Genomic DNA, 23965 nt, shown 5'->3' on the forward strand with positions numbered 1-23965 from the left:
CTATGGATTCCATAGAGATTATCATCAGTATTTTTTTAGGTATTGGTTTGGCAGCTGCTGTGGGTTTTCGCATTTTTCTTCCATTACTGGTACTTAGCCTTGCAGGACATTATGAAGTAATTCCTTTAAATGAAAGTTGGCAATGGATAGGCAGTTTAACAGCTATCATTACACTAACCATAGCAACTCTTATTGAAATTTTAGGATATTATATTCCATGGCTGGATAATGCATTGGATACAATTGCTGTTCCTTTGGCTGCTATTGCGGGAACAGTGGTTATGGCAGCTACTCTGGCAGACCTTAATCCTATTGTTACCTGGGCATTGGCTATTATTGCAGGGGGAGGAACCGCAACTGCCATTAAAGGTAACGCTTCAATGTTACGACTTGGATCGTCCACAACAACTGGAGGGATCGCCAATCCTATAGTGACAACGGTCGAGACAGGTACATCAACAGTAATGGCCATTACTTCTATTTTTATTCCTATAATTGCATTTATATTTGTACTGTTAATTTTTTTTGGAATTTATAAGTTTTATAAAAAGCTTAGAAAAAAAGACAAGACAACTATATAATCTTCTTATTTTTGGAACCTAGATAATAAATCATTTCAGTTTGAAAATAATAGCAATGATTCCGGCGCGATATGGCGCTTCTCGTTTTCCGGGAAAACTAATGCAGGATTTGGGAGGTAAACCTGTAATTGTACGTACATATGAAGCCACTAAAGAAACAAAACTCTTTGATGAAGTCTATGTGGTCACCGACAGTGAGATCATATTTAAGGAAATAGAACTCAATGGAGGTAAAGCGATCATGAGTAAAAAAGAACATGATTGTGGGAGTGACCGTATTGCGGAAGCCGTTGAGAATATGGACACTGATATAGTGGTAAATGTTCAGGGAGATGAACCCTTTACGAGTAAGAAAGGTCTGGAACAGGTATTAAATGTTTTTAAGGGCCCCGATGCAGATAGGATCGACCTTGCATCTTTAATGACCGAAATTCAGGACTGGAAAGAGATAAGTGACCCCAATTGTGTAAAAGTCACAGTAGATAAAGATAGTTTTGCTTTATACTTTTCTCGTTCCCCTATACCTTACCCACGGGATAAGAATGCTGCAGTACAGTATTATAAGCATAAAGGCATCTACGCTTTCAGAAAAGATGCATTAATGGATTTTTACAGACTACCAATGCGTTCTATGGAAGCTGCCGAAAAGATAGAATGCATTCGCTATCTGGAATATGGGAAAAATATAAAAATGGCAATTTCGAATACACAGGGAATAGAGATAGACACTCCGGAAGATTTAATAAGAGCAAATAAAGTATTGAAAGAGGAGAGCAAAGAGACCGTCAATAATAAATATAGAAACTTTCCAATGGTGCCCAAAGTAGTATTTGGGGAGGGTAGTTTTGATCAACTTGGCTCCATTTTAGCACCACAGCGCAAAGATAAAGCACCTTTTATCTTTTTAGTGGACGATGTTTTTAAAGACAATGAAGATCTTATCAACAGAATAAACCCCCGGTTTAATGACAAGGTATTATTCGTTTCTGCTGAAGAAGAACCAAAAACGATTCAGGTTGATGAGATAGTAAAAGATATAAAAACTGAATTCACTTACAGGCCATCAGGTATTATCGGGATTGGAGGAGGAAGTATATTGGATCTTTCAAAAGCTGTAGCTATTATGTTATCCAATAAAGGAAGTGCTGCCGACTACCAGGGATGGGACCTTGTAAAAAATAAAGCAGTTTATCACGTTGGGGTACCGACAATTTCTGGTACCGGAGCCGAAGTGTCCAGAACTACAGTGCTCACTGGTCCTGTAAAGAAATTAGGGATAAATAGTGACTATACACCCTTTGACCAGGTGATACTGGATCCGGACTTGACAATTGGAGTCCCTAAAAACCAATGGTTCTTTACCGGAATGGATTGCTTTATTCATTGTGTGGAGTCTTTAAATGGAACATTCTTAAATGCATTTAGCCAAAGTTATGGAGAGAAAGCATATGATCTGTGTAAAGAGATTTTTCTGGATAACTCACTTGCAGGTTCAGAATCCAGAGCTAAGCTAATGATGGCATCATGGCACGGCGGTATGAGTATTGCTTATTCACAAGTTGGGGTTGCTCACGCAATGAGTTATGGACTTTCTTATGTGTTAGGCACAAAACACGGAATAGGAAACTGTATTGTTTTTGATCACCTGGAAGAATTTTATCCGGATGATGTCGCTTTATTTAAGAAAATGATCGAGATTCATGGAGTGGAAATTCCGAAGAATTTATGTTCCAATCTTACGGATCATCAAATGAATACAATGATCGATATTGCATTGAGTCTGGTTCCGCTTTGGGAAAATGCTTTAGGGGATAATTGGGAAACAGTTATGACCCGTGACAAGTTGAAATACTTGTACTTAAAAATGTAGTGCGACGCATTACAAGGCTATGGGCTTTACAAAATTTATTTTTTATAAATTATTGGGTTGGAAGATCAAAGGTGCTTTTGATCCTTCTATAAAAAAAGCCGTAGTTATAGTTGTACCTCACACGAGCTGGCATGACTTTTATGTAGGATCTTTTGCCCGTAGAATACTAAGAACTGAAATTAACTTTGTTGCCAAAAAAGAACTCTTCCGGTGGCCATTTGGTTGGTATTTCAGGTGGATGGGCGGAGCTCCGTTAGATAGGACCGCAGGACAAAATAAAGTGGAAGCAATTGCAGCGGTTTTTAATACTAAAGAAGAGTTTCGTTTAGCTTTAGCACCTGAAGGAACCCGTAAAAAAGTAAATACTTGGAAAACAGGATACTACTATATCGCCAAGGCAGCGAATGTTCCAGTTATTCCTGTATCATTTGATTACAAAACGAAGACAGTTACTGTCAATGCACCGTTTTATATTACCGGAGATATCGAAAAAGATACAGTGAAGCTTCGTTCATTTTATAGAGGAGTAGTAGGAAAGAAGCCGGAGTATACCTAAAATGTAAATCTTATTCTATTGAAGATTCTTCCATGGTATGATATACATTCTGTACATCATCATCATCCTCTAATTTTTCAAGTAGTTTTTCAACGTCAGCAGCTTCTTCAGGGGATAGTTTTTTGGTAACCTGCGGAATACGCTCAAATCCTGAGGAGAGAATCTCTATAGTATTACTTTCCAGATAGGATTGTATAGCACCAAAACTTTCAAAAGGGGCGTAGATCAATACACCGTCATCATCTTCAAAGATTTCTTCCACTCCATGGTCAATTAATTCCAGTTCCAATTCTTCAAGATCTATTCCTTCTCCATTGATACGGAAATTACAGGTATGGTCGAACATAAAAACTACAGATCCGGAAGTACCTAAATTACCATCACATTTATTGAAATAAGAACGCACATTTGCAACGGTACGTGTATTGTTATCGGTTGCGGTTTCTATAAGAACAGCAATACCATGTTGTGCATAGCCTTCAAACAATACTTCTTTAAAGTCTCCTAAACTTTTATCGGTAGCCCGTTTTATTGCTCTCTCAACATTTTCTTTAGGCATATTCACTGCCTTCGCATTTTGTATTACTGCACGTAAACGTGAATTGGAGTCAGGATCCGGGCCACCTTCTTTTACAGCCATTACTATATCTTTGCCAATACGCGTAAAAGCTTTTGACATAGCCGACCATCTCTTCATTTTACGTGCTTTGCGAAATTCAAACGCTCTTCCCATAAATACTAAAATTTGTTACAAAAATATAAAAATAGAGGACACAGCAAAGTCTAACTTACAAGGCTATCGATAATGGCTGCCAATTCAAAATCCTGTTCGGTAACACCTCCGGCATCATGAGTAGAAAGGCTTATACTTAACGAATTGTATACATTAGACCAATCCGGGTGGTGATTCATTTTTTCTGCTTCAAAGGCAATGCGGGTCATCACTGAAAAGGCATCTTTAAAGTCTCTGAATTCTATAGAAGTGTTAATGGAATTTTCGTGATATTCCCAATCTTGAAAATCTATCAGTTTATCTTTTATCTCTTGTTCGGTAAGTGCTTTCATAGGTGATGGAATTTAATTTTTTAATGTGATTATTTCTTCATTAAGCGTACTTTCTTCTAATACTTCTGCTACTGTAATTCTATAAGTTTTCGGAAGCTTGTTCTTTTTGGGCAGAATAGCAAGATAACTCTCTTCATTTCTGCTAAAAACCCTTTTAAATATAGGCATTTCATCACTTAATTTGGTAGTGAGCTCTCTAAACAGGTCTTCATGATGTATCATGTCCTTGCTAGCTAGATGAAAGATGCCTCCCAGGTTTTTGTTTATGATATAGTGTACTTGTTGAGCAACTTTATTTGCCGTTGTCAAACTAATAATTAAATTAGGATATACCTCAAAAGCAGCTTTGTGTTTTATAGCTTGTTTTAATTGAAAGACCCTCGGGGAATTAACACCCAAAACCATAGGTAATCGTAAGATCGCATATTTCTTTAAGGGAAGCTCTTTTAATATTTTTTCTGCAGAGATCTTATACTTTCCGTAATCACTTTCAGATACAGTACTATCATTTTCATACGATGGAAATTCAAATTTTCCATCAAAAACATTCACTGTTGATAAGAAAAGTAGTTTAGAATCTTTATTGGTCAAAACATAATTTGCCAATTGTTGGTGCAATTTTAACAGTGCCGTGAAGTTTCCCCGCAAAGAAGAGATGATAAAGTTGGGGCGTACTTTTTCCAATACATCAAAAATATCGTCCTTCTCCACATTAAATTGAAATAATACCTGATTCTCTTTCAATACCCTATTGTCCGAGGCGTAGGTTCCATAGACATCAAAGTAGGGAAGGAGCTCTTTATATAATGTATTGCCAATAAACCCACTGGCACCAAGTATGAGAATTCTATTTTTTGACGGGCGTTTCATTAGATGCTAATTCTTAACAGAAGTTCATATTTAAAAAATAGATTTTCCGGTTTTGGTTGTAAACTGTTCAAGTGCCTGCATTCCTTTATAAGAATTTCCTTTTATATTTAAACCGGGTGACCAGGTAGTAATGATAAATTGATTAGGTAGCAATGCAACAATTCCACCACCTACACCACTTTTTCCGGGCAGTCCCACCTCAAAAGCAAATTCTCCAGCTTCATCATAAAATCCACATGTTAGCATAATTGCGTTTATTCTTTTTACCTGTGTTAAAGTAAGATATGCATTATTTCTCATGCATTTTCCTCTATTGGCAAATAAATGAAATGCATTGGATAATTGTTTGCAATTCATCTCTATGGAACATTGATGAAAATAAAAATCCAATACGGTTTCCACATCATTATCTAAATTGCCAAATGACTTTAATAGATTTGCCGCGGCATAATTCTTGAATCCGGTTTCTTTCTCAGAAATAGCTACTTTCTCATTATAATCAATTGTTTCGTCATTAGCTAAGTCACGAACATATTGTAAAAAATCTTTTTTAGGATTTTCAAGATGCGATACCAAAATATCGGCAATTACAATTGCTCCCGAATTGATCAATGGGTTTCTGGGAATTCCTTTTTCAAATTCCAGTAACGATAAATGATTAAATGAATTACCGGAAGGTTCCACATCCATTCGTTCCCAAATCCTAGTTCCTTGTAATGAAAAAGCTTTAGCAAGAGTTAATACCTTAGAGATACTTTGAATAGAAAAAGAAGTTTTCCAATCTCCTACATGGTAGTTTTCACCATTAATTAGGTTTAAATAGATTCCAAAATTACTTTTAGTAACATCTGCTAATTCTGGTATGTATGAAGCAACTTCCCCAATATCTTTAGCTTGTTGTAAGTTTTGATGAATTTCTTCTAAAACTGACTGATAATCGATCATGTTACCCTTTATAGAATGGTAATTTAATTATTGTGGCCGACACAGCATTTTTCCTTATCTGAATATGAATTTGAGTGCCTACATCTTTAAAAATTGTGAGTACATAGCCCATACCAATTCCTTTTCCCAGTGATGGAGACATTGTTCCACTGGTCACTACACCAATTTTTTTGCCATTTCCATCGACAATATCATATCCCTGTCTCGGAATTCCTCTTTCATTCAATTCAAAGGCGATCAATCTTCTTTCAGGGCCATGTTCTTTTTGCTTCAATAGGTTTTCAGAATTTATAAAATCCTTAGTGAACTTTGTGATCCAACCCAGTCCTGCTTCTATAGGAGAAGTAGTGTCATCAATGTCATTTCCGTAGAGGCAGTAACCCATTTCCAAACGCAAAGTATCTCGCGCCGCCAACCCTATTGGTTTAATTCCATAACCTGCTCCGGCTTCCATCACTTTTGTCCATACCTGTTCCACTTCACTATTTTTACAATAAATTTCAAATCCGCCGCTACCAGTATAGCCGGTAGCACTAATAATTACATGTTCTATACCTGCAAAATCTGAAACCTTAAAAGTGTAAAACTTGATCTCACTTAGATCTTCACTTGTTAGAGATTGCATTGCTTCCACAGCTTTTGGTCCCTGAATGGCCAGTAAGGAATAATCTTCGGAAAGGTCACGCATTTCTGCACCCATACTATTATGGTCACTGATCCATTTCCAGTCCTTTTCTATATTGGAAGCATTCACTACCAGAAGCCATTTTTCGGACTCCAGACGGTAGAGAATAAGGTCATCTACAATTCCACCTTTATCATTTGGGAAACAACTGTATTGTGCTTGTCCGTCTACCAATTTTGCAGCATCATTGCTCGTTACTTTTTGGATCAGATCCAGTGCGTTTGGGCCTGTAATAAGAAATTCACCCATATGTGAAACATCAAAAACACCCACACTGTTCCGTACGGTTTCATGTTCGGCAACAACGCCTTCATAAGATACAGGCATATTATAACCGGCAAAAGGAACCATTTTGGCCCCTAGTTCTTCGTGAATATGTGAAAGAGCAGTATTTTTCATTGGTAAAGATTTTTCGCAAATGTATTACAATCTGTAAAAGGTAACGAAAGAATTGTTTGATTGTTTTCAACAAGGTTGGTAACTTGCACAAAACATTGGATTCTATGAAAATTTTCTCTTCGGCACAATTATACGAAGCTGATACTATTACAACTCAAAAACAGAATATTTCTTCTGCCGATTTGATGGAAAGGGCAGGGACGCAAATTTTTAACTGGTTACACCAGCATATGCAAGGCGCACCGGTTCCTGTGCATATTTTCTGTGGGATTGGTAACAATGGAGGAGATGGGTTAGTAATTGGAAGATTGCTTATTGAGCATGGCTACAATGTAATTGTGTATGTGGTGAATTGTAGTGATAAACGATCTAAAGATTTTTTGACCAACTATGATCGTATTAAAAATGTTACAAAGGACTGGCCAAAGTTAATGAAGTCTGAAGCAGATTTCCCACAGATCAATTCTGAAGATATTGTGATCGATGCTATTTTCGGAATTGGTTTGAATCGTTGCCCAGATGGGTGGGTTAAGAAACTAATTCAATACTTAAATGACAGTAAAGCGTTTAAATTAGCAATTGATATTCCCAGCGGTTTGTTTGCAAATAAACCTTTAGAAGATGCTGAAGCTGTTTTGAGGGCAAATCACACGCTTACTTTTCAAACCCCAAAATTATCATTTTTCCTTCCGGAAACAGGAAGATTTGTACCGTATTATGAGGTGTTGGATATTGGTTTGGATAAGGATTTCTTGCAAACAGAAGAACCGATGGCCCAATTAATAGAAAAATGGGAAGCCCAGCAATTTTACAAGCAGCGAAATAAGTATGATCACAAAGGAAACTATGGGCATTCCTTACTCATTGCAGGGAGCTACGGAAAAATTGGAGCAGCAGTACTTTCTGCTAAAGCAGCACTAAAGATAGGAGTAGGGCTGGTAACAGTTTTTACACCTAAATGTGGTTATACCATTCTACAAACAGCCTTACCCGAAGCGATGACGGTGACAGATACTGAAAGTGATTTTATTTCTAACATTAAACTTGATTTTGAACCTTCGGCTATTGGGTTGGGAATGGGTATTGGTACTAAAGCCGAAACGGTTTCTGCATTACAGGAATTGTTTTCAGTGACAAGATCTCCTTTGGTTATTGATGCAGATGGTTTAAATTGTATTTCTGAAAATCAAGAATTGTTAAAGTTGCTGCCAGAGCTTTCAATATTAACACCTCATCCAGGTGAATTGAAGCGGTTGATAGGTACATGGAAAAATGATTACGATAAGCTTGAGAAAGCAAAAAAATTTTCCAAAAAACACAACATTATTTTAGTCATAAAAGGAGCACATACCCTAATATTATTTGATAATAAGGTATATATAAATACAACCGGAAATCCGGGAATGGCTACTGCGGGAAGTGGTGATGTGCTTTCCGGAGTGATCACCGGACTACTTTCACAGGGATATGACCCGTTATTGGCCTCGATCTTTGGTGTATACCTTCATGGTAGTTCGGGAAATATTGCTTCACAAATAATGGGTTTTGAAGCTCTTATAGCAAGTGACATTATTGAAAATCTGGGCAATGCCTACCTGGCATTATTTGAGCGAGAAACACCTGCTCCGCAGGAAAATGAAAACAATAAAAAAGCTCCCTAAGAAGCTCTTTTTATTACTAGTGCGATTAAATTAATCAGATCAATTCATCTAACATTTTGCGCAGCTTAGGATCTGAAGGGCGAGGTGCATCTGCTGAAACAATTTTCCCTTCGGGATCAATTAATATAAACCTGGGGATTCCTAAGATCCCATAATCACCAACAAACTTTGAGTCCCAATTATTGTCGGCCATTAATTGAATACCTCCCAACTCTTTTTCAACCACCATTTCTCTCCATTTGTCATAGTCTTTGGTTTCATCAATGGAGATACTTACAAATTCGATTTTTTTTCCGTGGTAATCTTTTTCAACTTCCTTTAAAGAAGGAATTTCCCGAATACAAGGCCCACACCAGGTTGCCCAAACATCTATATACACATATTTTCCTGCCAGATCTGCTAAACTGGTACTTCCTCCTTTATAATTTTCATAGTTAAAAACTGGAGAAACATTTCCGGCAAGTAAGGGTTTAAGTTTGTTATAGCGTTCTGTTATCTTATCCAAATTTTCCTGATTTGTATTACTGTTCTTAAATTTAGTATATGCTTCGTCGAGATTAGCATCCGGCTGTAGACCATATCTTAACTGATCGTACATTAGTTGATCTTTGGCATAGCCATTAGGTAGGTTTTCATCTACGACCGATAGGAAGGTTACAGTCCTGTTAAAATCTTCTGAATTGTCATTTGCTTCTTCAACAAGCCTTCCGTAATGGACACTAAGCATACGTTGGTATCCTTTTGAGTTTCTAAATGCAACAGTATCTGTATAATTAATTTTTGACGTAATATCATAAAAAGCAGGGGATACTTCAAATGAATCCTTTCCTGTAAAATAAGTGTGATATTCAAAATAGTTTTCAAGATTAGCTATATGCTCATATTCCAGTTCTTTATTCTCTAAAGCGATAAAAGATTCAGGGAGCCCCGCTGTTTTTGAGATAAGGTCCTTATACGAAGCATTCATTGTATTGATCTCTTTTACAAAATCTTCTTCAGGCATTGAATACAAATCTTTAAATGATATTCCTTTTTCAGATAAAAGGTATTTAGCTGCCAGATAGTTATTTTCGGCTGCAAGATCGCCGGTATAAGTAATGGTTTCGTCAAATTCTTTCGAATCTACAGATACGGAAAAGTCCTTGCCTTTTTCTAAATAGGTGCTTGTGCGTTCTCTGCCGATAACGAGGTCATAATAACCACTTTTCTTTATATCCAGCGTATCTGTAAATGTTCCGGTTTCAGAAATTGGGATTTCAATATTCAAGTCATGGCCACGTACCTTTACAGTTTCCGAATTATTATTTTGTACTGTTCCGGTAATAATTACATATTCAGGCTTTTTTTCTTCTTCTTTGCAGGAAATAATGGCCAATGCGGCCAAAATAAATATTATTTTTTTCATTGTTTTTAAATTAAATTGCCGGGTGAATTATCGGATAATTAATGAGTTGGCTAAAATTACAAAACCTTTATAAGAAAATGGTATTTTTGCAGCATAAACACCTTACCTATGCCGAAGACCCATTACATAAGTACCGAGATTTTGGATTTACCTACTGTTAAAGATATTTATGAATCCAATAAATTATTAGAACTCTCTGAAGAAGCTACTTTAAATATTAAAAAGTCTAAAAAGTATTTAGATACCAAAACTAAAAATAATGATACTCCTATTTACGGTATCAATACAGGATTTGGTTCACTCTGTAACGTAAAAATATCTTCTGAGAACTTGTCCAGGCTTCAGGAGAATTTGGTCATGTCTCATGCCTGTGGTACCGGAGAATTTGTTCCAAAACCTATAGTTAAACTCATGCTTTTGCTTAAGATCCAGTCTTTAAGTTATGGATTTAGTGGTGTGCAGCTGGAAACAGTTCAACGGTTAATAGATTTGTACAACAATGATATTTTACCGGTTGTTTACACACAGGGAAGCCTTGGAGCTTCAGGTGATTTGGCTCCGTTAGCACATCTGTCACTGCCTCTATTAGGGAAAGGGGAGGTGTATGTTGGAGAAAAGATAATCTCTTCAGAAAAGGTATTGAAAAAAAATAATTGGAAACCTATCACATTACAGGCAAAAGAAGGATTGGCTTTGCTCAATGGCACACAATTTATGAGTGCTTATGGAACCTACATTTTATTACAATCTCATAAACTTTCTTATTTGGCAGATGTTATAGGAGCAATATCAGTAGATGCATTTGATTGCAATATGAGTCCGTTTGATCCGTTGGTACATCTGGTTAGGCCTCACCGTGGTCAGGTAAAAACTGCAGAACGTTTTGTGGAATTTCTATCGGGTAGTGAATTAGGTCTTTCTGAAAAGAAAAATGTGCAGGATCCGTATTCTTTCAGATGTATTCCGCAGGTTCATGGAGCCAGCAAGGACACCATTGTTTTTGCCACAAAAACGTTTAAAACTGAAATTAACTCGGTAACAGATAACCCTAATATCTTTGTAGGGGAAGATAAAATTATTTCAGGAGGGAATTTTCATGGACAACCCCTGGCACTGGCATTGGATTATTTGTCTATTGCCCTGGCTGAGTTGGCAAATATTTCTGAAAGAAGAACTTACCAGTTGGTTTCCGGACTTAGAGAATTGCCTGCTTTTTTGGTGAATAACCCCGGGTTGAATAGCGGTTTTATGATCCCACAGTATACTGCAGCCAGTATTGTGAGTCAAAATAAGCAACTGGCGACCCCTGCCTCCGTAGATTCTATAGTTTCTTCTAATGGCCAGGAAGACCATGTAAGTATGGGTGCCAATGCTGCTACAAAATGTTTACGGATTTTGGAAAACCTGGAAACGGTTTTGGCAATTGAGTTATTGAATGCCTCACAGGCTTTAGAATTCAGAAAGCCTAAGAAAACTTCTCCGTTTTTAGAGTCTTTTTTGGTTTCTTTTAGAAGTACGGTACCTTTTGTAGCCGAAGACAGATTGTTAGCAGACGATATTCATGCAGCTATTGGATTTTTACAGAGTTTTTCCATTGACAATGAATTGTTATTTTAGTGGTTTGAGAAAGCCAAAGAGATAGCAACTTTTTAAAATAAAACAGATTATGATGACACGAAAGTTCTTTTTTATAATTGCTTTTATACTATCTATGAAAGCCTGGAGTCAGGATTATAAACCTTTACTGGATGATTTTAATGAATGGCATTTTACATCTTGTCATTTTGGATGCTTGACCGATGTTTATTATACAGATGGAGATACGATCGTTAATGGTAAAACACATAAAATATTAGATGGATTTCACTATATCTCAAGAACTTTTTTATTGAATGAAGAGGTAGTGGACAAGAAGGTATATCTGACTACAGTAAGTTCGGGTATCGAGGAATACTTATTATACGATTTTTCCTTAGCCGAGGGTGATTCCATTAATATGCGTAACCCAATCACGCCATTTCCTGATGAAGCAGGTTATTTTATTCTGGATTCCATTAGAAGTCGTCTTCTGGCAGATGGTAATGATTACAGGCATTATTATTTTTCACCTACTTCTTCAAATACAGTGAGTACAAATAACGCAGTATGGATTGAAGGAGTAGGGTCATTGTCTATAATTAATGCGCCCAGCGGTGCCCCCGATATAAATGCAGCTGGTCACCTTAGCTGCTTTTTTAAAGAAGGTGAATTGTTTTATTCAAATCTGGATTCTATAAGCGCCTGTGAACCGCTAATTTTAGGATTGAATGATTCTAAACAGGACCTTCAAAATGTTGAGATCTATTCTTCAGAAACTATTTGTTATTTAAAAAATACTACTAACGTCAGGGACTTGGTTGTTTATGACCTACATGGAAGGGTGCAGAAACAAGTGATCAATGAGGATCATTCAAATACACTTTCTTTTGGACTTTCTTCTCTAAAAACAGGAATCTATATAATCGTTATCTATAATCATAGATACCAAAAAAAGACTTTTAAGATTGTAGTTGAATAAAAAAAATGACGACTGTAGGGGATTATCTGGTGCAATTCACACATGTAATTGCCTGAGGCATTAAAAGAATTCTTCCTAATGGAATTGGATTTCTGCAACGAATACAAATTCCAAAATCTTTATCGGCAATTTTCGACAAAGCTACTTGTAGATTTTTCAGTTTAAGCTCAGCCTTACGTAGTGCAGCTTCATTAACAGATTTATTATTGATGGCATCCATTCGAGATACCCGTCCAATTGCATTTTCGGGGGCAATAGGTTTTGTTAGCTCTCGATATTTTTCGACCAGAGTGGTAGTTGTCTCAATTTCTTCCAGTATACGAGTTTTTATTTTCTTTTTTTCTTTCATCTAAACTGTAAATAAAAAAACACCGGCTTTATAATAAAAAAAACAGGTGATTTTTTGATCTTTATATTTCTTTAAATGAATTAAGACTCTGTTTTTTTCTTCAACTTCTTTATCTTAATCGTCAATTCATTTTTCTTTTCATCCAGATCCATAGTAATGGTATCTCCTTCCTGGAGATTGGCATTAATTATCTCTTCTGCCAAAGCATCTTCGATGTATTTCTGAATGGCTCTTTTAAGAGGTCTGGCGCCATAGTCCTTATCAAAACCTTTGTCAGCTATATAATCTTTTGCCTTTTCAGTTAGTTTAAGATTATAACCAAGATCTTTAATTCTTTCAAAGAGCTTGTCAAGCTCAATATCAATGATCTTGTGAATATCATCTCTGTCTAACGAATTGAATACCATTACATCATCTACACGATTTAAAAATTCTGGGGCAAAGGCTTTTTTGAGTGCATTTTCGATAATACTTTTTGAATTTGCATCTACCTGGCTCTCTTTGGCTGCAGTTCCAAAACCTACACCCTGTCCAAAATCTTTCAACTTTCGCGCTCCAATATTGGAAGTCATGATGATAATTGTATTCTTGAAATCTATTTTACGACCTAAACTGTCTGTAAGTTGTCCATCGTCCAATACCTGAAGCAGCATATTGAATACATCCGGATGTGCTTTTTCTATTTCATCCAATAAAACAACAGCGTATGGTTTGCGTCTGATTTTTTCAGTAAGCTGGCCACCTTCTTCATAACCTACATATCCGGGAGGAGCACCTATCAATCTGGAAACAGCAAATTTTTCCATATACTCACTCATGTCTACACGCACCAAAGCATTTTCCGAATCGAAAAGTTCACGAGCCAACACTTTAGCTAACTGCGTTTTTCCCACTCCTGTTTGACCTAAAAATATAAATGATCCAATAGGCTTATTTGGGTCTTTTAGTCCAGCACGATTACGCTGAATTGCTTTTACTACTTTGGCAACTGCTTCATCCTGTCCAATCACCTTGCCTTTAATAAGGTCCGGAAGTTCAGCAAGTTTATTACTTTCGGTCTGGGCAATTCGGTTGACAGGCACTCCTGTCATCATGGAAACCACTTCGGCCACATTTTCTTCATCAACGGTTTCTTTATGAAGCTTCGATTCTTTTTCCCAGGCTTCTTGCTCAGTTGCTAATTCTTTTTCAAGATTTTTTTCATCATCACGGAGCTTTGCAGCTTCTTCGTATTTTTGTTTTTTTACTACTGAATTTTTTAATTCCCGTACTTCTTCAAGTTTTGCTTCAATGTCCAAAATTTTATCAGGTACATGAATATTGGTTATGTGTACACGCGACCCTGCTTCATCTAAAGCATCAATTGCTTTGTCCGGAAGGAATCGCTCCGTCATATAACGGTTTGTCAGTTTCACACAAGCTTCCAGTGCGGCATCTGTATATTGTACGTTGTGATGTGCTTCGTATTTGTCTTTGATGTTTTGAAGTATCTCAATGGTTTCAGCAACAGTAGTAGGCTCTACCAATACTTTCTGGAAACGTCTTTCTAAGGCACCATCCTTTTCTATGTACTGTCTGTATTCATCTAGAGTAGTAGCACCGATGCATTGAATTTCACCACGGGCCAAAGCCGGTTTGAACATATTGGAGGCATCCAGAGAGCCTGTAGCACCTCCTGCACCAACAATAGTATGAATTTCATCAATGAAAAGAATAATATCATCATTCTTCTCCAGTTCGTTCATAACTGCCTTCATACGCTCTTCAAACTGTCCCCGGTATTTTGTACCTGCGACCAGGCTTGCAAGATCCAGAGTTACAACACGCTTATCATATAAAATCCGCGAGACTTTTCGTTGCACAATTCGCAACGCCAGCCCTTCTGCAATGGCAGATTTACCAACTCCGGGTTCACCTATAAGCAGCGGGTTGTTCTTTTTTCTTCGGCTTAAGATCTGCGAAACACGTTGTATCTCACTTTCACGACCTACAACAGGATCCAATTTTCCATCCTCTGCAAGTGATGTTAAATCCCTTCCAAAGTTGTCGAGAACCGGAGTTTTAGATTTTTTATTTCCTTTGGCACTGTTCCCCGTAAACAGATTTTCTTTTGATGTGTCTTCGGGAGCAGCATCGTCGTCATTCGGAAATGATTCGGATGTTGGGCTGTCTATATAGTCTTCGTCGTTAGCAATCATAAGTTTAAATTGGTCTTTAACACCATCATAATCCACTTTCATTTTATTAAGTAATTTTGTTGTGGGATCATTTTCATTTCTAAGAATACAGAGTAGTAAATGTGCTGTATTTATGGAAGAGCTCTGAAATAATTTAGCTTCTAAAAAAGTTGTCTTTAAAGCTCTTTCGGCCTGACGTGTTAAATGAAGGTTCTTTTTATCGTTTTCACTTGCCCCGGCATTAGGGTTAGCTGGGCTTAAAATTTCTACTTTTCGGCGCAGATGGTTTAGATCAACATCCAATGCATTCAATATAGTTACTGCTTTGCCGTTACCATCACGAAGTAACCCCAGCATTAAATGCTCGGTACCAATGAAATCGTGACCTAACCGCAGAGCCTCTTCTTTGCTGTAGGCAATTACATCTTTTACTCTTGGGGAAAAATTATCATCCATACATTTTGATTTCTGGAAACATTAAAAATACTAAAATTACCTATAAAAGGGACAAAAACCATACCCCATTTGCGAGAATAGTAGTAAAAGGACAAAAAAACTTACTAAAATCAAAGTATAACCATTGATAGTTATTAACGATTTACTACTAAAAATTTGTTAATAAAAACGTTAATTTTGAATGCCTAAATCTCTGCTAGAACCTATAAAATAGTGTATCTTGCTCGTTAAGTTTAATTACTAAAAGTTAAAGAAAATATTTATGGCTGAAGGCGAAAAATTAATCCCAATTAACATTGAAGATGAAATGAAGTCGGCCTACATTGATTACTCAATGTCGGTCATTGTGTCGCGTGCACTTCCTGATGTTAGGGATGGTATGAAACCTGTTCACAGACGTGTATTATACGGAATGCATGAACTGGGAGTTAGAGCAACCGGAGCTCATAAAAAATCCGCAAGAATAGTTGGTGAAGTATTGGGTAAATATCACCCACATGGTGATACATCTGTTTATGATGCGATGGTACGTATGGCGCAAGAATGGAGCTTACGATATATGCTGGTAGACGGACAAGGGAACTTTGGGTCTATTGACGGCGATAGTCCCGCAGCAATGCGTTATACTGAAGCACGTATGCAGAAGATTTCTGAAGACATGTTGGCAGATATTGACAAAGAGACCGTTGACCATCAGCTTAATTTTGACGATACACTACAAGAGCCTACAGTATTGCCTACACGAGTGCCCGGTTTATTGATTAACGGAGCTTCTGGTATTGCAGTGGGTATGGCTACCAATATGCCGCCTCATAATCTTTCTGAAGTGATTGATGGTACCGTTGCCTATATTGAAAATAGTGATATAGAGATCGATGAGTTAATGCAGCACATCAAAGCACCCGATTTTCCAACGGGAGGTGTCATCTATGGATACGAAGGCGTAAAAGATGCATTCCATACCGGTAGAGGACGTGTTGTAATGCGCGGGAAAGCTTCTTTTGAAGAAGTGAACGGGAGAGAATGTATCATAATTAATGAAATTCCTTACCAAGTGAATAAGGCAGATATGATTAAGAAAACTGCCGATTTGGTCAACGATAAGAAAATTGAAGGTATCTCAAACATTCGAGATGAGTCTGACAGAAATGGAATGCGTATCGTATACATTTTAAAGCGAGATGCTATCCCGAATATCGTGCTGAATATGTTGTATAAATATACAGCACTTCAATCGAGCTTTAGTGTTAATAATATTGCTCTGGTAAAAGGAAGGCCCCAAATGTTGAATCTGAAACAATTGATTCATTATTTTGTAGAGCACCGTCATGAAGTAGTAGTTCGCAGAACAGAATATTTATTACGTAAAGCAGAAGAGCGCGCACATATTTTAGAAGGATTGATTATTGCTTCAGATAATATAGATGAAGTAATTAGACTGATTCGTGCTTCTTCAAATGCAGATGAGGCACGTGAAAAGTTGATCGAAGCATTTGAACTTTCAGAAATTCAGGCGAAAGCAATTGTCGAAATGCGTCTACGTCAATTAACAGGGCTGGAGCAAGATAAATTACGCTCTGAGTATGAAGAATTGATGAAGACCATTGCCGACTACAAAGACATTCTTGAGAAGAAAGAGCGTAGAATGGATATTATTAAAGAAGAATTAGCAGAAATAAAGGCCAAGTATGGTGATGAACGCCGTTCTGTTATTGAATATGCCGGAGGAGATGTTAGTATTACCGACCTTATTGCTGATGAAAAAGTTGTTATTACAATTTCACATGCAGGCTATATTAAGAGAACCTCTCTTACAGAATATAAAACACAAAACAGAGGAGGCGTTGGTCAAAAAGCTTCAGCAACAAGAAATGAAGACTTTTTAGAACACTTATTTGTAGGAACAAACCACCAATATATGTTGTTCTTCACCCAAAAAGGAAAATGTTTCTGGATGCGAGTTTTTGAAATTCCGGAAGGTAGTCGTACTTCTAAAGGGCGCGCTATACAGAATCTAATTAATATTGAATCGGAGGATAAGGTAAAAGCTTTTATTTGTACTCAGGACCTTAAGGATGAAGACTACATCAACAACCATTATGTGATAATGGCTACTAAAAAAGGACAAGTAAAAAAGACTCCTTTAGAACAGTATTCACGTCCCCGAACCAATGGTATCAACGCAATAACCATTAAAGAAGATGATGAATTACTGGAAGCAAAACTTACCACAGGTGACAGTCAGGTGATGTTAGCAGTTCGTTCCGGGAAAGCCATTCGTTTTGAAGAAGAAAAAACGCGGCCTATGGGTAGAAATGCCTCTGGAGTTAGAGGTATTAAATTAGCAGACAAAGATGACGAAGTAGTAGGGATGATAGCTGTGGAAGACCATGAGTCTGACATTTTGGTAGTTGCCGAGAATGGATATGGAAAGCGTTCCAGTATTGAAGACTATAGAATTACAAATCGTGGTGGAAAAGGGGTCAAAACTATTAATGTTACGGAAAAAACAGGTAAATTAGTGGCGATCAAGAATGTAAGTGATGCAGATGACCTAATGATTATCAACAAATCAGGAATTGCTATCCGGATGGCTGTTGAGGACCTACGGGTAATGGGGCGTGCAACTCAAGGAGTACGCTTAATAAAAGTACGGGAAGATGATGCCATAGCAGCAGTCGCAAAGGTAATGCATGATGAAGATGAAGTTGAGTTAGATGAGAATGGTAATGAAATTAGTTCCGAAACCGAAACAAACCAAGAGGGAGAGAATGGCACCACTATTGATAATAATGAAACACCGACCGATAACAACGAATAAAAATTAAAACCATTACAATGAAAAATAAGTTTTTAATAATAGCAGTAATGCTACTTACTGCTGTTACATTTGGACAAAAAAAAGAAATTAAAAAGGCAGAAAAAGCTGTTAAAGCCGGAGATTATTCTGAAGCAATGGAATTTTTGGGCCAGGCTGAAGCTCTTCTAGGTAGTGCAGATAAAGATCAAAAAGTAAATTTCTATATCACAAGGGCAGAAGCTCATATAAACAATTTGACTTCAGACTTCAGTAAACTATCTATGGCAAGTGAAGACCTTGAAAAAGCTACTGGCATAGACCCCGAAGCTGTAAAAAATAGTCGTTACGAACGAGCTGTTGCTACTTTAAAACAACAAATGGAATCCATTGCAGTTAAAGATTTTAGGTCGGAAAACTATAAATCTGCAGCTGATAAGTATTATGCAATGTATAAGTTAAGTAAAGCAGATACTATTTTTTTAGCAAATGCAGCGATTAGCGCAAAAAATGGAAAAGATTTTGAAACCTCGATAGCTTATTATGAAAAATTGATAGAAATAGGATATACAGATATTAAAAAACAATATGTAGCTACTAGTAAAGAAACAGGAAAAGAGGAGGCTTACGGTACAAAAACGGAAAGAGACCTTCGAGTAAAAGCTGGCACACACATAAAACCGATTACAAGAAATTCGCCTTCAAAACAAGAAGATTTTTTGAATGATCTTACTGTTTTATACGCCGAAACCGGAAATAATGATAGAGCACTTGAACTCTTGAAGGAATTGAGAAGTAAAAATCCAAATGATGCCAGACTATTGCGAGTTGAAGCAGATTTAAATTATCAATTAGGTAATACCGACCGCTATAGCGAATTAATTACCGAATTGATAAGTAAGGATCCTAATAATCCGGAATTGTATTTTAATTTGGGAGTTACCAGTAGCAAGAGCAATAATATAGAAAAAGCAATGGAATACTATACTAAAGCTATAGAAATTGATCCTTCTTATGTTGCTGCTCAGATTAACATTGCTTCCATGATCTTAGATCAACAACCTCCTATTGTTGAAGAAATGAATAATTTAGGAACTTCTAATGCAGATTATAAGCGTTACGATGTTTTGAAAGCAAAACTTACGGAAATTCAGAAAAGCTCCATTCCGTATTTAGAAAAAGCCATAGATTTACGTCCCGAAGATATAGATTTCAAAAGAACACTTATGAACATCTATATACAGGTAGGAGAAGATGCTAAAGCAAATGTATTAAAAGCAAAAATAGCAGAGATGGAAGGAGGGCAATAAAACTTCTTTAGAATCAATTAGTATAAAAAACCTTCAATAATTTGAAGGTTTTTTTTATATGATGCGTTTTATGACTCTCAACTTGTGTGTATGGGAACGTTTTTCATAATTAAAGATACCTGTATGATCCAGACGATCGACACGTACCTTACCATGAGCATGTATAATGTAATTATCTTTCATAATAATACCCACATGAATGATATTACCTTCTGCATTATCAAAAAAAGCTAAATCTCCCGGCTCACTTTCTTCTATAAAACTAAGTGGCTCACCTTGTGTAGCTTGCTGGCTGGAATCTCGTGATAATTTATAACCATTTAATTTATAGACCATTTGCGTAAATCCACTACAATCAATACCAAAAGGAGTTTTTCCTCCCCACAGGTAAGGAACATTTAGATAGAGTAATGAAGTTTCAATAATTTTTTCTTTTGGAGATCTAGCAGAAACAAATTTACCTTCAAAAGTGTGCTTAAGATATACTGAAGCATCTATATTGCTACCCATACAAATGGAAAGTAGCTGTCCATCACTAGTTGTAATAAAATCAACCAGATCTGTAGCATACTTGGGAGTTTGATTCTTTAATTGCTTATAGTCGTCTTCTGCTACAAACAAAAATTGCTTATTATCTATCCAGCCTTCATATGCATCAAAACTCAATCGTATACGGCTCCACTTTTTTCTGCTTTCCAAAACTTTAAAAATTTCACCATATAGTAATTGTGTAACTAGCTCGCTTTGGTCTGAAGCTTCAACTCGTATGGGTACTATGCTTAAATTGCAAATGCCGTATTTCATTCTTAATGATTGAGAAAAAGTAAATTAATTTCTTTCAATCACCATCGCCGAAGCACCACCACCACCATTGCAAATAGCTGCAGCTCCAATTTTTGCATCGTTTTGAATCAATACATTCAATAATGTAATTAGAATCCGTACACCGCTACAACCAAGTGGATGTCCCAGTGATACTGCACCACCATTTACATTTACATTAGAATCGTTTAATCCTAAGATCTTCATATTTGCCAGACCTACTACAGAAAAAGCTTCATTGAATTCAAAATAATCTACGTCATCTTGAGCAATTCCGGCTTTTGCCAATGCTTTTGGTAATGCTTTTGAGGGAGCTGTTGTAAACCATTTTGGTTCATGTGCGGCATCTGCATAGCCCTTTACCGTTGCCAGGGGGGTAATTCCTAACTCATTAGCCTTTTCAGCACTCATCAATACCATTGCACCTGCACCGTCATTAATTGTAGAAGCATTCGCTGCTGTAACAGTTCCTTCTTTTGTAAAAGCGGGACGTAACGCAGGAATTTTTTCCATACGTACATTTTTATATTCTTCGTCTTCAGATACTACTATGGGTTCTCCTCGCCGTTGAGGCACTTCAACAGGAACAACCTCACTTGCAAATTTACCATCACTCCATGCTTTTTCAGATCTGTTATAAGATTGAATGGCAAAAGCATCTTGATCTTCGCGGGAGAACTCATATTCAGCTGCGCATAGATCTGCACACACTCCCATTGCATTTTTGTCATAAGCATCTACCAAACCATCTTTCTGCATTCCGTCTTCCAATGTGGTAGGACCAAATTTATGTCCCCTTCTCATATGCACATAATGAGGAATATTGCTCATGCTTTCCATTCCTCCGGCAACAACAATATCTGTATCACCCAAAGCGATGGTCTGAGCAGCATTCATAACTGCTTTCATTCCGGATGCACATACCTTATTTACAGTTGTACAAGGAACAAAATCCGGAATACCGGCTCCAATTGCAGCTTGACGGGCGGGAGCTTGTCCTACACCGGCCTGAACAACATTGCCCATATATACTTCCTGGACCAATGAAGGGTCAAGATTTATTTTTTCTAAAGCACCTTTAATCGCAATAGATCCAAGTTGGGTTGCGGTTATCGATGATAAGCTTCCCATAAAACTTCCTATTGGTGTTCTTGCCGCAGCTACAATTACAACTTCCTTACTCATTAGACTTATATATTATTTTTTAAATTAAATGGAATATTTCGATTGCTAAAATTACATCCGAATTTGTCGAGCAAATTTACATATTTAAAACTGAAATATCAATCTTTAATAGTCGAGGCTTTGGGATTAGTCGACCGATATTTATACCTTTACTTTTACAATTCCGTATATGAACAACTTCTTTTCATTTTTAACAAAGAATCAATCTACTATTTACAAGATTTTTCTATTTATCATTGCCACGGTTCTGATCATTTATTTGCTGCCTAAAGGAGGCCAGTTCAAATACAATTTTCAGAAGGGAAAACCTTGGCAATACGAAAATTTATATGCTCCTTTTAGCTTTACCATAAAGAAAGATAAAGATGCATTGGAAAAAGAAAAAGAAGTTATAAAAGCTGATGCTACGCCTTATTTTGAATATGATGCCTCCATAGTGGCTGGCAGTAAGCAAAGATTCTTAGAGCTATTTGAACAGGCTTTTATCGATAGTTTGTACAATACTTCCGAAACTTTGGCGAAAGAGTTGGGAAATGCAATACTGGATGAAGTTTATTCTAATGGTGTTACTGATGAAATTCACCCTTATTCTGAAGAAAAATTAATTTATCTGAAAAAAGGAAATGAAGTCGAAGAAATAACATACTCTCAGCTTTTTCGGAAGGATGGTCTTGGCAATAAGGTAAGTTCTAAGGTATCTGAGTTTACTGCACAAGACATAGAAGAATTACTGCAAAAGCTATTAATAAGAGTAGTAAACCCTAATGTTAGCTTAGATATAAAACTTACTGAAGCAACAGTGGCAACTGAAATTAGCGCCATAAATCCCAACCGTGGCATTATAGAAAAAGGGGGGCGAATTATAGCTAAAGGAGAGGTTGTAGAAGGAGACAAGTTTCAAATACTTAACTCACTTAAAGCAGAATACCAATCGCAAGTTTGGAGCAAATCCAATTATGTTTGGTTATTGGTTGGATACTCCATGCTGGTGTCTTTGGTATTTTTGATGCTGTACCTGTTTTTAAATAAATATCGACCGGAAATTTTTAAAAATAATACCAAGGTCACTTTTATATTTTTCAATGTAGTATTGATGGTCTTTCTAACAACGATCGTTGTAAAGTTTGATGCTGTTTATGTTTATGTTGTTCCGCTGTGTATTTTGCCATTAGTGATCAAAGCTTTCTTTGACCCCAGGCTTGGGCTTTTTGTTCATGTATTAACCTTATTGCTTTTAGGGTTTATAGTGCCTAATAGTTTTGAATATTTGTTTCTTCAGATCATTGCAGGGATTGTTACCATATTGACGGTTTCAGAATTATATAAAAGAGCGAACCTCTTTATCTCTGTAGGCCAGATCACCTTTATTTATATCGTAGGGTATTTTGCATTCTTCTTAATTCAGGAAGGAAATATTCAATTACTGAAATGGGAAACTTTTGGGTATTTTGTTCTTTGCGGATTAGCAACCTTATTTGCACACCCTCTTATTTATTTATACGAAAAAATATTTGGATTAGTCTCTGATGTATCATTACTGGAATTAAGTGATACGAATAGTAAATTATTAAAAGAACTCTCCAATAAAGCACCCGGAACGTTCCATCATTCACTTAATGTTGCAAATTTATCTGAAGCTGCAGCCAATGAGATTGGCGCAAATGCGATGCTGGTGAGAGTAGGGGCTTTGTATCATGATATTGGCAAAATGGTCAATCCAACTAATTTTACCGAAAATCAGGTAAATTCATTCAATGCTCACAATGAACTGGCTCCAAAAGAGAGTGCTAAAATAATAATTGATCATGTTATCGATGGAATTGAAATAGCACGTAAAAATAAATTGCCGGATCGTGTAATCGATTTTATCAGGACACATCACGGAACGAGCCTGGTATACTATTTCTATAAAAAAGAAAAAGAGTTGAATAATGATGCAGACCCCAAATACTTTAGATATCCCGGGCCAACTCCATTTTCTAAAGAAACGGCAATTTTAATGATGGCAGATAGTGTGGAGGCGGCAAGTAAAAGTCTAAAAGACCCTACATCGAGCAAAATTGATGACTTTGTGGAAAAGATCATTGATAGTCAGATGGAACAGGGGCAGTTTTTAAATGCCAATGTTACATTTAAAGAGATTCAGATTATAAAAAAGGTGTTAAAAAAGAAACTCAATAATATTTATCATTTACGGGTTGAATATCCTGAATAGAAATTGATGCTTTTTTACCCGCTAAAAAATAGAGTATTTTTTTGCGTTATAACAATTGAA

The 23965-nt window shown here is 36.7% G+C and carries 19 protein-coding genes and 1 pseudogene; 10 read left to right on the top strand and 10 right to left on the bottom strand.

Annotated elements, in window-relative coordinates; genetic code table 11:
• The first annotated feature begins 2 nt into the window (after positions 1-2).
• The 4 genes and pseudogenes from ACY2RT_RS00335 to ACY2RT_RS00350 all read left to right on the top strand — a co-directional run bounded on the left by ACY2RT_RS00335 (position 3) and on the right by ACY2RT_RS00350 (position 3007).
• Positions 3-581, top strand: a complete 579-nt coding sequence (locus ACY2RT_RS00335) for a DUF4126 domain-containing protein (protein WP_490153877.1) — start codon at positions 3-5, stop codon at positions 579-581.
• 55 nt (positions 582-636) lie between these two features.
• Positions 637-1347, top strand: a pseudogene (gene kdsB / locus ACY2RT_RS00340) (3-deoxy-manno-octulosonate cytidylyltransferase); the annotation flags it as partial.
• A 45-nt stretch (positions 1348-1392) separates the two neighbouring features.
• Positions 1393-2451, top strand: coding sequence for an iron-containing alcohol dehydrogenase family protein (locus ACY2RT_RS00345; RefSeq protein WP_490154915.1), 1059 nt, complete (start codon positions 1393-1395; stop codon positions 2449-2451).
• A gap of 19 nt (positions 2452-2470) precedes the next feature.
• The gene (locus tag ACY2RT_RS00350) at positions 2471-3007 is read left to right on the top strand and encodes a 1-acyl-sn-glycerol-3-phosphate acyltransferase (protein ID WP_490153878.1); all 537 of its coding nucleotides are present in this window, start codon (positions 2471-2473) and stop codon (positions 3005-3007) included.
• Between the two features lie 10 nt (positions 3008-3017).
• On the opposite strand, the gene ACY2RT_RS00355 is transcribed toward ACY2RT_RS00350, so the two are convergent.
• Genes ACY2RT_RS00355 through gcvT form a run of 5 tightly spaced genes read right to left on the bottom strand, consistent with a single transcriptional unit; the run spans position 3018 to position 6971 of the window.
• A complete protein-coding gene (locus tag ACY2RT_RS00355; RefSeq protein WP_490153879.1) occupies positions 3018-3740 on the bottom strand; it encodes a YebC/PmpR family DNA-binding transcriptional regulator in 723 nt (240 codons plus the stop codon).
• Between the two features lie 50 nt (positions 3741-3790).
• Positions 3791-4072, bottom strand: coding sequence for a 4a-hydroxytetrahydrobiopterin dehydratase (locus tag ACY2RT_RS00360; RefSeq protein ID WP_490153880.1), 282 nt, complete (start codon positions 4070-4072; stop codon positions 3791-3793).
• Positions 4073-4084: 12 nt separating this feature from the next.
• Positions 4085-4942 carry a sugar nucleotide-binding protein gene (locus ACY2RT_RS00365; RefSeq protein ID WP_490153881.1) on the bottom strand — a complete coding sequence of 286 codons (858 nt, stop codon included), beginning with the start codon at positions 4940-4942 and terminating at the stop codon, positions 4085-4087.
• 30 nt (positions 4943-4972) lie between these two features.
• Positions 4973-5887 carry a glutaminase gene (locus tag ACY2RT_RS00370; RefSeq protein ID WP_490153882.1) on the bottom strand — a complete coding sequence of 305 codons (915 nt, stop codon included), beginning with the start codon at positions 5885-5887 and terminating at the stop codon, positions 4973-4975.
• Between the two features lies 1 nt (position 5888).
• Positions 5889-6971 carry a glycine cleavage system aminomethyltransferase GcvT gene (gcvT, locus tag ACY2RT_RS00375; protein ID WP_490153883.1) on the bottom strand — a complete coding sequence of 361 codons (1083 nt, stop codon included), beginning with the start codon at positions 6969-6971 and terminating at the stop codon, positions 5889-5891.
• Between the two features lie 104 nt (positions 6972-7075).
• On the opposite strand from gcvT, the gene ACY2RT_RS00380 reads away from it, so the two are divergent.
• Entirely contained in the window at positions 7076-8632 is a 1557-nt protein-coding gene (locus tag ACY2RT_RS00380; RefSeq protein WP_490153884.1) for an NAD(P)H-hydrate dehydratase, read from the top strand.
• Between the two features lie 34 nt (positions 8633-8666).
• On the opposite strand, the gene ACY2RT_RS00385 is transcribed toward ACY2RT_RS00380, so the two are convergent.
• Positions 8667-10037: a redoxin family protein gene (locus tag ACY2RT_RS00385; RefSeq protein ID WP_490153885.1), complete on the bottom strand. Its 1371-nt coding sequence runs from the start codon at positions 10035-10037 to the stop codon at positions 8667-8669.
• A 108-nt stretch (positions 10038-10145) separates the two neighbouring features.
• On the opposite strand from ACY2RT_RS00385, the gene hutH reads away from it, so the two are divergent.
• Positions 10146-11654, top strand: a complete 1509-nt coding sequence (gene hutH / locus ACY2RT_RS00390; protein WP_490153886.1) for a histidine ammonia-lyase — start codon at positions 10146-10148, stop codon at positions 11652-11654.
• 49 nt (positions 11655-11703) lie between these two features.
• Positions 11704-12594 carry a T9SS type A sorting domain-containing protein gene (locus tag ACY2RT_RS00395; protein ID WP_490153887.1) on the top strand — a complete coding sequence of 297 codons (891 nt, stop codon included), beginning with the start codon at positions 11704-11706 and terminating at the stop codon, positions 12592-12594.
• A gap of 22 nt (positions 12595-12616) precedes the next feature.
• On the opposite strand, the gene ACY2RT_RS00400 is transcribed toward ACY2RT_RS00395, so the two are convergent.
• The gene (locus ACY2RT_RS00400; protein ID WP_490153888.1) at positions 12617-12943 is read right to left on the bottom strand and encodes a TraR/DksA family transcriptional regulator; all 327 of its coding nucleotides are present in this window, start codon (positions 12941-12943) and stop codon (positions 12617-12619) included.
• 80 nt (positions 12944-13023) lie between these two features.
• On the bottom strand, positions 13024-15576 hold the full coding sequence (locus ACY2RT_RS00405; RefSeq protein ID WP_490153889.1) for an ATP-dependent Clp protease ATP-binding subunit: 2553 nt from the start codon (positions 15574-15576) through the stop codon (positions 13024-13026).
• Positions 15577-15838: 262 nt separating this feature from the next.
• Here ACY2RT_RS00405 and gyrA point away from each other — a divergent pair, with 262 nt between their 5' ends.
• Together gyrA and ACY2RT_RS00415 are read left to right on the top strand one after the other, a co-directional pair.
• Positions 15839-18397: a DNA gyrase subunit A gene (gyrA, locus tag ACY2RT_RS00410; RefSeq protein ID WP_490153890.1), complete on the top strand. Its 2559-nt coding sequence runs from the start codon at positions 15839-15841 to the stop codon at positions 18395-18397.
• Positions 18398-18414: 17 nt separating this feature from the next.
• Entirely contained in the window at positions 18415-19683 is a 1269-nt protein-coding gene (locus ACY2RT_RS00415; RefSeq protein ID WP_490153891.1) for a tetratricopeptide repeat protein, read from the top strand.
• 54 nt (positions 19684-19737) lie between these two features.
• On the opposite strand, the gene ACY2RT_RS00420 is transcribed toward ACY2RT_RS00415, so the two are convergent.
• Both ACY2RT_RS00420 and ACY2RT_RS00425 read right to left on the bottom strand, forming a co-directional pair.
• Positions 19738-20487, bottom strand: coding sequence for a C40 family peptidase (locus ACY2RT_RS00420; RefSeq protein WP_490153892.1), 750 nt, complete (start codon positions 20485-20487; stop codon positions 19738-19740).
• A 24-nt stretch (positions 20488-20511) separates the two neighbouring features.
• Positions 20512-21690 carry an acetyl-CoA C-acyltransferase gene (locus ACY2RT_RS00425; protein ID WP_490153893.1) on the bottom strand — a complete coding sequence of 393 codons (1179 nt, stop codon included), beginning with the start codon at positions 21688-21690 and terminating at the stop codon, positions 20512-20514.
• Between the two features lie 169 nt (positions 21691-21859).
• Between ACY2RT_RS00425 and ACY2RT_RS00430 the strand changes: the two genes are divergently transcribed.
• Positions 21860-23905, top strand: a complete 2046-nt coding sequence (locus ACY2RT_RS00430; protein ID WP_490153894.1) for an HD family phosphohydrolase — start codon at positions 21860-21862, stop codon at positions 23903-23905.
• Positions 23906-23965 lie beyond the last annotated feature (60 nt).

It is taken from the genome of Ulvibacter sp. 2210JD10-4 (assembly GCF_058148525.1).

Coding starts and splice junctions, on each gene's coding strand:
- ACY2RT_RS00335 (WP_490153877.1), top strand. CDS start 3: ATGGATTCCATAGAGATTATCATCAGTATTTTTTTAGGTATTGGTTTG.
- ACY2RT_RS00345 (WP_490154915.1), top strand. CDS start 1,393: ATGGTGCCCAAAGTAGTATTTGGGGAGGGTAGTTTTGATCAACTTGGC.
- ACY2RT_RS00350 (WP_490153878.1), top strand. CDS start 2,471: ATGGGCTTTACAAAATTTATTTTTTATAAATTATTGGGTTGGAAGATC.
- ACY2RT_RS00355 (WP_490153879.1), bottom strand. CDS start 3,740: ATGGGAAGAGCGTTTGAATTTCGCAAAGCACGTAAAATGAAGAGATGG.
- ACY2RT_RS00360 (WP_490153880.1), bottom strand. CDS start 4,072: ATGAAAGCACTTACCGAACAAGAGATAAAAGATAAACTGATAGATTTT.
- ACY2RT_RS00365 (WP_490153881.1), bottom strand. CDS start 4,942: ATGAAACGCCCGTCAAAAAATAGAATTCTCATACTTGGTGCCAGTGGG.
- ACY2RT_RS00370 (WP_490153882.1), bottom strand. CDS start 5,887: ATGATCGATTATCAGTCAGTTTTAGAAGAAATTCATCAAAACTTACAA.
- gcvT (WP_490153883.1), bottom strand. CDS start 6,971: ATGAAAAATACTGCTCTTTCACATATTCACGAAGAACTAGGGGCCAAA.
- ACY2RT_RS00380 (WP_490153884.1), top strand. CDS start 7,076: ATGAAAATTTTCTCTTCGGCACAATTATACGAAGCTGATACTATTACA.
- ACY2RT_RS00385 (WP_490153885.1), bottom strand. CDS start 10,037: ATGAAAAAAATAATATTTATTTTGGCCGCATTGGCCATTATTTCCTGC.
- hutH (WP_490153886.1), top strand. CDS start 10,146: ATGCCGAAGACCCATTACATAAGTACCGAGATTTTGGATTTACCTACT.
- ACY2RT_RS00395 (WP_490153887.1), top strand. CDS start 11,704: ATGATGACACGAAAGTTCTTTTTTATAATTGCTTTTATACTATCTATG.
- ACY2RT_RS00400 (WP_490153888.1), bottom strand. CDS start 12,943: ATGAAAGAAAAAAAGAAAATAAAAACTCGTATACTGGAAGAAATTGAG.
- ACY2RT_RS00405 (WP_490153889.1), bottom strand. CDS start 15,576: ATGGATGATAATTTTTCCCCAAGAGTAAAAGATGTAATTGCCTACAGC.
- gyrA (WP_490153890.1), top strand. CDS start 15,839: ATGGCTGAAGGCGAAAAATTAATCCCAATTAACATTGAAGATGAAATG.
- ACY2RT_RS00415 (WP_490153891.1), top strand. CDS start 18,415: ATGAAAAATAAGTTTTTAATAATAGCAGTAATGCTACTTACTGCTGTT.
- ACY2RT_RS00420 (WP_490153892.1), bottom strand. CDS start 20,487: ATGAAATACGGCATTTGCAATTTAAGCATAGTACCCATACGAGTTGAA.
- ACY2RT_RS00425 (WP_490153893.1), bottom strand. CDS start 21,690: ATGAGTAAGGAAGTTGTAATTGTAGCTGCGGCAAGAACACCAATAGGA.
- ACY2RT_RS00430 (WP_490153894.1), top strand. CDS start 21,860: ATGAACAACTTCTTTTCATTTTTAACAAAGAATCAATCTACTATTTAC.